The sequence below is a fragment of the Achromobacter sp. RW408 genome (assembly GCF_003184165.1).
Taxonomy (GTDB): Bacteria; Pseudomonadota; Gammaproteobacteria; order Burkholderiales; family Burkholderiaceae_B; genus Achromobacter; species Achromobacter xylosoxidans.
The window spans coordinates 547,984-554,874 of sequence record NZ_QHHO01000022.1 but is presented as its reverse complement, the minus strand read 5'-3'; the positions used below and the strand labels follow the sequence as shown (position 1 = coordinate 554,874).

At 67.2% G+C, this 6,891-nt stretch carries 5 protein-coding genes and 1 pseudogene; 4 read left to right on the top strand and 2 right to left on the bottom strand.

What is annotated here, in order from left to right; all coding sequences use genetic code 11:
- Positions 1-25: 25 nt before the first annotated feature.
- Positions 26-1,009 carry a tripartite tricarboxylate transporter substrate binding protein gene (locus DK459_RS04850; RefSeq protein ID WP_024067796.1) on the bottom strand — a complete coding sequence of 328 codons (984 nt, stop codon included), beginning with the start codon at positions 1,007-1,009 and terminating at the stop codon, positions 26-28.
- A 318-nt stretch (positions 1,010-1,327) separates the two neighbouring features.
- The gene (locus DK459_RS04845) at positions 1,328-2,227 is read right to left on the bottom strand and encodes a LysR family transcriptional regulator (RefSeq protein WP_026382350.1); all 900 of its coding nucleotides are present in this window, start codon (positions 2,225-2,227) and stop codon (positions 1,328-1,330) included.
- A gap of 148 nt (positions 2,228-2,375) precedes the next feature.
- On the opposite strand from DK459_RS04845, the gene DK459_RS04840 reads away from it, so the two are divergent.
- The 4 genes and pseudogenes from DK459_RS04840 to DK459_RS30350 all read left to right on the top strand — a co-directional run.
- On the top strand, positions 2,376-3,290 hold the full coding sequence (locus DK459_RS04840; RefSeq protein WP_020925077.1) for an SDR family NAD(P)-dependent oxidoreductase: 915 nt from the start codon (positions 2,376-2,378) through the stop codon (positions 3,288-3,290).
- Between the two features lie 7 nt (positions 3,291-3,297).
- The gene (locus DK459_RS04835) at positions 3,298-4,158 is read left to right on the top strand and encodes a MaoC/PaaZ C-terminal domain-containing protein (protein WP_110134502.1); all 861 of its coding nucleotides are present in this window, start codon (positions 3,298-3,300) and stop codon (positions 4,156-4,158) included.
- The gene (locus tag DK459_RS04830; protein WP_024067794.1) at positions 4,155-5,384 is read left to right on the top strand and encodes a CaiB/BaiF CoA-transferase family protein; all 1,230 of its coding nucleotides are present in this window, start codon (positions 4,155-4,157) and stop codon (positions 5,382-5,384) included. The genes DK459_RS04835 and DK459_RS04830 overlap by 4 nt, the downstream gene beginning before the upstream one ends.
- Positions 5,385-5,654: 270 nt before the next feature.
- Positions 5,655-6,891 (top strand): annotated as a pseudogene (locus DK459_RS30350) (hypothetical protein); the annotation flags it as partial.

Sequence of the window (6,891 nt, the reverse complement as noted above, 5' to 3'; positions counted from 1 at the left end):
CACGCGTCTAAAGAACCCAAAAGCCCTACTCCAATTTGACCCCCGCCTTCTTGATCACATCCCGCCACTTGGCCACCTCGCCGCGCACGAACGCCCCAAACGCCTCCGGGCTGCCGGGCTTGGGTTCCGCCCCCGCCGCCACCATCGCCTTGGCCGTCGCGGGATCCGACAACACCTTCACCATGTCCGCATTGACCCGCGCCACGATGTCGGCGGGCGTCCCCTTCGGCGCCAGTACCCCGCTCCACGAGTACGCCTCGTAGCCTGGCAACCCAGACTCGGCGATCGTAGGCACGTCCGGCAACATGCTCGACCGCGTCGGATTCCCTACCCCCAACGCGCGCACCTTGCCCGTCTTCAGATGCGGCACCGCCGACGGCCCGTCCGCGAACATCACCTGCACCTGCCCTCCCAGCAGATCCTGCATCGCCGGCGCGCTGCCCCGGTAAGGAATGTGCTGGATCTTCACGCCCGCCATCGCATTGAACAGCTCGCCCGCCAGATGCGTGCCGCCGCCCGTTCCGGAGGAACTGAACGACAGCTTGCCCGGATTCGCCTTGGCATAGGCGATCAGTTCGCTCACCGAAGTCACCGGCAACGACGGGTTCACCACCAGCACGATCGGAAACACCGCCGCCATGCCCACCGGCACGAAATCACGGTTGATGTCGTAGGTCAGGTTGTCCCGCAGGCTCGGCAGCACCGCGTGATGGATGGAGGCGAAGAAGAAGTTGTAGCCGTCCGGCTCGGCCTTGGCGGCGAACTGCGCGCCAACGATGCCGCCGGCGCCCGAGCGGTTGTCCACCACAGTAGGCACCGACCACAGGTGGCCCAGCGGCTGCGCGGTGAACCGCGCGGTGGTGTCGACCGGACCGCCGGCCGGAAACGGCACGATGAAGGTCACGGCGTGGCCGGGCCAGGCGGCAGCGCGGGCGAAAGTGGGCAGCAGAGTCGTGGCGCACGCAGCGCCCAGCCCCGCGATGACGCGGCGGCGTTGGGGATTTAGCAAGGCAGTCTCCTGAGTCGTTCTTGTCGGTGGCGCGGCCGCAAACCACACCGGAACAACGCGGTGCTTGCCGCCTGCCGGCCCCATTTTTCTACTGTCCGCGCATCAGGCGCGGCCGGGGCTTTTTTTATTATTTGCCGCGCGGCCGCTTTTGCCGCTACATATTTTCAAAAGCCCCTCTTTCGCCGCGATGCCGTGTTCGCTGATCGGACACTATCGCAGGTCCGATGTGGCGCCACGGCGACGGCCATGCGGACCGTCAAGCCGTCAGGACGGGCGGAACACCGCGTTCGCCGCGGCATGACACCGCCCCCGCCGGGGCTACTGTCCCCGCGCCGCGCGCTGCACGTGCTCGATGAAGCACTCGGCGAAGCTGGGCAGGTCGCGGCCGCGCTGGCGGCACAGCAGGCGGTCGCGCAGGGCCCAGGGATCTTCCAGTTTCAACACGTGCAAGGCATCGGGCCGACTGTAGCGCGCCGCGCAGGCGCGCGGCACCACGGCGATGCCGGCGCCGGCCTCGACCATGCGGCACACGGCCTCGAAACTGCCCACGTGCACGCGCTGGCAGATGCGCTTGCCCAGGCCGCTGGCGATGTCCTCCAGGAAGGTCTGGATGGCGCTGTCGGGATGGATGCCGACGAACTGGTAGGCATCGATCAGGTCGGCGAAATGGGCCGACTTCGACGCCGCCAGCGGATGGTCCAGCGCCGTGACCACGGTGAGTTCATCGCGGAACAGCGGCGTCACATCCAGGCCCTCGACGTCGATGTTGCCGGCCACCAGCCCCAGGTCACCGGCGCCCGCGCGGATCGCGATGACGATGTCGCCCGAGATCTTCTCCTCCAGCTCGACATCCACGTCGGGGTTCTCGGCCAGGAAGGTCGACAGCGCGTCCGCCAGGAAGGAATTGGTGGCGGTGGTGTTGGCCAGCAGGCGCAGCCGCCCCTTCAGGCCGCTGGCGTAGGGCTGCAGGTCGGCGTTCAGGCATTCGAGCTGGCGGAACACCGCGTTGGCGTGCTTGAGCAGCACCTCGCCGGCCGGGGTCAGCGCCACGCCCGTGGCCATGCGCACCAGCAGCCGCGCCTTGAAGGCCTCTTCCATGTGCTTGACGCGCGCGCTGGCGGCGGGCAGCGACAGGAAGGTGCGTTCGGCCGCGCGGGTCAGATTGAGCGTTTCCCCCACGTTCACGAATAGCCGCAGGTCAGTCAGATCATGTCTCATGTTCCACCACACAGAAGGGGGGCATTTCTAATTTTGAATTCTTCGAATGCCGTGACGACCATACCATGGGGCAACCCCGTAAACCATACGGTTTGACGCGGAACTGTTTCCCACGCGGCGCGCGCCGCGGCATCTGGAGTAAGCCCCAATGAGCGGTATTGTTTCCGGCAAGGTAGTGGTCGTTACAGGCGCGGGCGGCGGCATCGGCCGCGGCATCGCGCTGGCCATGGCGCAGGCGGGCGCCAAGGTGGTGGTCAACGACATCGGCGTCTCGCTCACCGGCGAGGGCGGCGGCGAAGGCCCCGCGCAGGCCGTGGTGCGCGAGATCGTGGCGGCGGGCGGGCAGGCCGTCGCCAACACCGACAGCGTGGCCGCCTACGACAGCGCCAGCCGCGTCGTCCAGACCGCCATCGACGCCTTCGGCCGCATCGACGCGGTGGTCAACAACGCCGGCAACCTGCGCGACCGCGTGTTCCACAAGATGAGCGAGGAGGAATGGCGCCAGGTCATCGACGTGCACCTGAACGGCTCGTTCTTCATGAGCCGCGCCGCCGCGCCGTATTTCCGTGAACAGGAGTCGGGCGCCTTCGTGCACATGACTTCCACGTCCGGCCTGATCGGCAATTTCGGCCAGGCCAACTACGCCGCCGCCAAGCTCGGCATCGTGGCGCTGTCCAAGTCGATCGCGCTGGACATGGCGCGCTACAACGTGCGCTCGAACTGCATCGCGCCGTTCGCCTGGAGCCGCATGACCAGCTCCATTCCCGCCGAGACCGACGAGGAGAAGGCGCGCGTCGAAAAGTTGAAGAAGATGGAGGCCAACAAGGTCGCGCCGATGGCCGTGTACCTGGCCAGCGACGCGGCCAGCGCCATCACCGCGCAGGTGTTCGCGGTGCGCGCCAACGAGATCATGCTGATGAGCCAGCCGCGGCCGCTACGCACCGTGCACTACAGCGAGGGCTGGACGCCCGAACTGATCGGCGAGATCGCCGTGCCCGCCATGCGCAAGCACTTCTACGCGCTGGAGCGTTCGCCCGACGTGATCGACTGGGACCCCATCTGAGACCGCCATGCCGCTCGACTACGCAACCGTGAAGCACTGGCGCTTCGACGACGTGCGCCAGCACTACGACGACAAGGACACCATGCTGTATGCCCTGGGCATCGGCCTGGGACAGGATCCCGAGGACACCCGGCAACTGCGCTACGTGTACGAAAAGGACCTGCGCGCCTTTCCCACCATGAGCGTGGTGCTGGGCTATCCGGGATTCTGGATGAGCGATCCGCGCGCCGGCATCGACTGGGTCCGGCTGGTGCATGGCGAACAGCGACTGGCGGTGCACGCGCCGCTGCCCACGTCCGGCACCGTGATCGGCAGGAGCCGCGTTACCCACGTGATCGACAAGGGCGCGGACAAGGGCGCCATCGTGGTCACCGAACGCACGCTGCACGACAGCGCCGGCACGCGCCTGGCCACCTTGCGGCAAAGCACCTTCTGCCGCGGCGATGGCGGCTTCGGCCAGGGCGACGCCAGCCCCGAGCCGCTGCCCGCCGCGCCGCAGGGCGAGCCGGAGCGCCGCTGCGAACTGCGCATTCCGCCGCAGGCGGCGCTGCTGTACCGCCTGAACGCCGACCGCAATCCGCTGCACGCCGACCCCGAGGTCGCGCACCAGGCCGGCTATCCCAAGCCGATCCTGCATGGACTGTGTTCCTACGGCGTGGCCGCGCACGCGCTGGTGAAGACCTGGTGCGACTACGACGCCTCCCGCCTGACCCGGCTGGATGCGCGATTCTCCGCGCCGGTCTACCCGGGCGAAACCTTGCAATGCGATATGTGGCGCATGCCGGACGGCCAGATCCGCTTCATCGCCCGCGCCGTCGAACGCGACATCATCGTGATGAGCCATGGCGCCGCCGAGGTGCAATCATGACGCGCCCGCCCGCATTGGACGGCATCCGCGTGCTGGACCTGTCGCGCATCCTGGCAGGCCCGTGGTGCACGCAGAACCTGGCCGACCTGGGCGCCGACGTCATCAAGATCGAGCGCCCCGGCGTCGGCGACGACACCCGCGCCTGGGGCCCGCCCTTCCTGAAGGACGGCAATGGCGTCGACACCAACGAATCCGCCTATTACCTCAGCGCCAACCGCAACAAGCGCTCGGTCGAGGCCGACATGGCCACGCCGCATGGCGCGGCGCTGATCCGCGAACTGGCGGCGGTCAGCGATATCCTGGTCGAGAACTTCAAGGTCGGCGGGCTGGCCAAGTACGGCCTGGACTATGCCAGCCTGAAGGCCATCAATCCGCGCCTGATCTACTGCTCGGTCACCGGCTTCGGCCAGGACGGGCCGTTCGCGCGCCGCCCCGGCTACGACTTCATGATCCAGGGCATGGGCGGCCTGATGAGCATCACCGGCGAACGCGACGACCTGCCCGGCGGTGGACCGCAGAAGGCCGGCGTGGCGGTGACCGACATCGTCACCGGCATGTACGCCACCGTGGCGATCCTGGCGGCCTTGCAGGAACGCCACCGCAGCGGCCTCGGCCAGCACCTGGACATCGCGCTGCTCGACAGCCACGTGGCGCTGCTGGCCAACCAGAATTCCAACTACTTCAATTCCGGCGTGGCGCCGACGCGCGCCGGCAACGCGCACCAGAACGTGGTGCCCTACCAGGTCTTCGCCGCCAGCGACGGCCACCTGATCGTGGCCACCGGCAATGAATCGCAGTACCGCGCCTATTGCGCGGCGATCGGCGCGCCGGAGCTGGGCGACGATCCGCGCTTTGCCACCAACCGGCTGCGCGTGACCAACCGCGACGAACTGGTGGGGATGCTGGCCGCCATCATGCGCCAGGGCCGGCGCGACGACTGGATCGCCAAGCTGGAGGCCGTGGGCGTGCCCTGCGGCCCGATCAACAACATCGCCCAGGCTTTCGCTCACCCACAGGCGCAGGCGCGGCAGCTGCGCCGCGACCTGCCGCATCCGGGCGGCGGCGTGGCGCCGGTGACGGCCAGTCCGTTGCGCTTTTCGGATTCGCCGGTGGTGTACCGGCGCGCGCCGCCGCTGCTGGGGCAGCATACGGAGGAAGTGCTGCGCGAGGTGCTGGGGAAGTCGCCGCAGGCGATTGCCGCGTTTTTCAAAAATCAGGCCGGCTAGCTGTCTGATTTTCTCCAGACCGATTTTTACTTTTCCTCCGGCAATCCTTAGAGTCCTCCCAATCAATAGGGATCTTCATATGCGTTGACCAATCTTCTTTTCATTGACTGCCGGTTGGCGATGAAGCGTCGCCTTCGGCTACCTACACTTACCGCCGAGTTCTTCAACCTCCCGGTAATTGTGGGTGTAGCCATGCAAGTCCTCCCGTCCAGACAAACCGTCTTCTCACACCGCCTGACTTACGCCGCATGCCTTGTGCTTGCCTTGCACATGGGCGTGACCCTGCCGGCTACCGCCGTTGCGGCCGCCGGCAAGGGAGGCGGTGGCGCCGGAGACCTTGGCCAGAACTTCTGGACGGCCAATCCTGCCACTCAGGGCGGCGACGGCGGCGGACTGGACCCGATCACTTCCGATGGCAAGGCCGGCGCGGGCGCCAATGCCGCCCATAGCCCCGGCACCGGCGGCGCCGCTCCCAAGGCCGCCAGTTCCAATGACGTCGTGACGACCGACGTGTCGGGCAGCCGCGGGACTTGCGCCGCGCCTTGCGATAACAATCACGGCGGGGGTGGCGGCGGAGTCGCCATTCTCGGCGGCGAGAACATCAACCTGGTCATCGCCACCAACGTGAGCGTGACGGGTGGGAACGGGGCGGCGGGAAGCCCCGGCGGAGCGGATGCCCTGCAAAATATGGCTTACGTGGGCGGCGGCGGTGGCGGCGGCGCGGGAATCGCCGCCGTATCCGGTGTCCTGACGTTGAATGGCCCTGTCTCCGGAGGCATGGGAGGCGCATCGAGGGGGCACCCCGGCGCTGGTGGCGACGCCGTCGTGCTTACGCGGGGCGACATCATCATCAACGCCCTGGTCTCCGGCGGCCAGGGCGGCACCCGCGATCTCTATCTGGCCCCCCGCACGTTCTCGGGAGATGGCGGCGTCGGCATCTCCATCGGCTCGGGCACGGTGGTCAACAACAACGTCGTGCTGGGCGGTTTTCCCGGCACCGTGCAGTACCCAAACAAAGGAAGTGTCGGCAAGAGAGGCACCGCGCTACGAGCGGGCAGCGATACGACCGTCACCAACAAAGGCAGCTTCAACAGCAACGGCGCGACTGCCGTTCTCTTCGAAGGCGACAACAACACATTCATCATGTGGTCGGGTTCCGACATCATCGGTGACCTGTATTTCAAGGGCAAGGACAACCAGCTGGCCTTTGGCAGCGACGATGGCGCGCCGATCACCCAGTACATCTGGGGCGATGGGGACCTCGATTTCGGCACCGCAGGCACCTACACCGTGCGCGTCACGCCAACCGCCGCCGACCGGCTCGATGTGGCCAAGACGGCCAGGCTCACCGGTGCGGTGCTGCGGGTCAACGCGATGGCGTCGGACCTGTATGCGGAAACGCAGCGCTACACCATCCTGCATGCCGGAGAGAAATTCAACGGCACGCGCTTTGCCGGCGTCACGTCCAACCTGGCCTATCTCACGCCCACGTTGAGCTACTCGGACG

Excerpts from the sequence above, each read along its gene's own strand:
- DK459_RS04840 (WP_020925077.1), top strand. The coding sequence starts at position 2,376 with ATGAGCGGTATTGTTTCCGGCAAGGTAGTGGTCGTTACAGGCGCGGGC.
- DK459_RS04830 (WP_024067794.1), top strand. The coding sequence starts at position 4,155 with ATGACGCGCCCGCCCGCATTGGACGGCATCCGCGTGCTGGACCTGTCG.
- DK459_RS04845 (WP_026382350.1), bottom strand. The coding sequence starts at position 2,227 with ATGAGACATGATCTGACTGACCTGCGGCTATTCGTGAACGTGGGGGAA.
- DK459_RS04835 (WP_110134502.1), top strand. The coding sequence starts at position 3,298 with ATGCCGCTCGACTACGCAACCGTGAAGCACTGGCGCTTCGACGACGTG.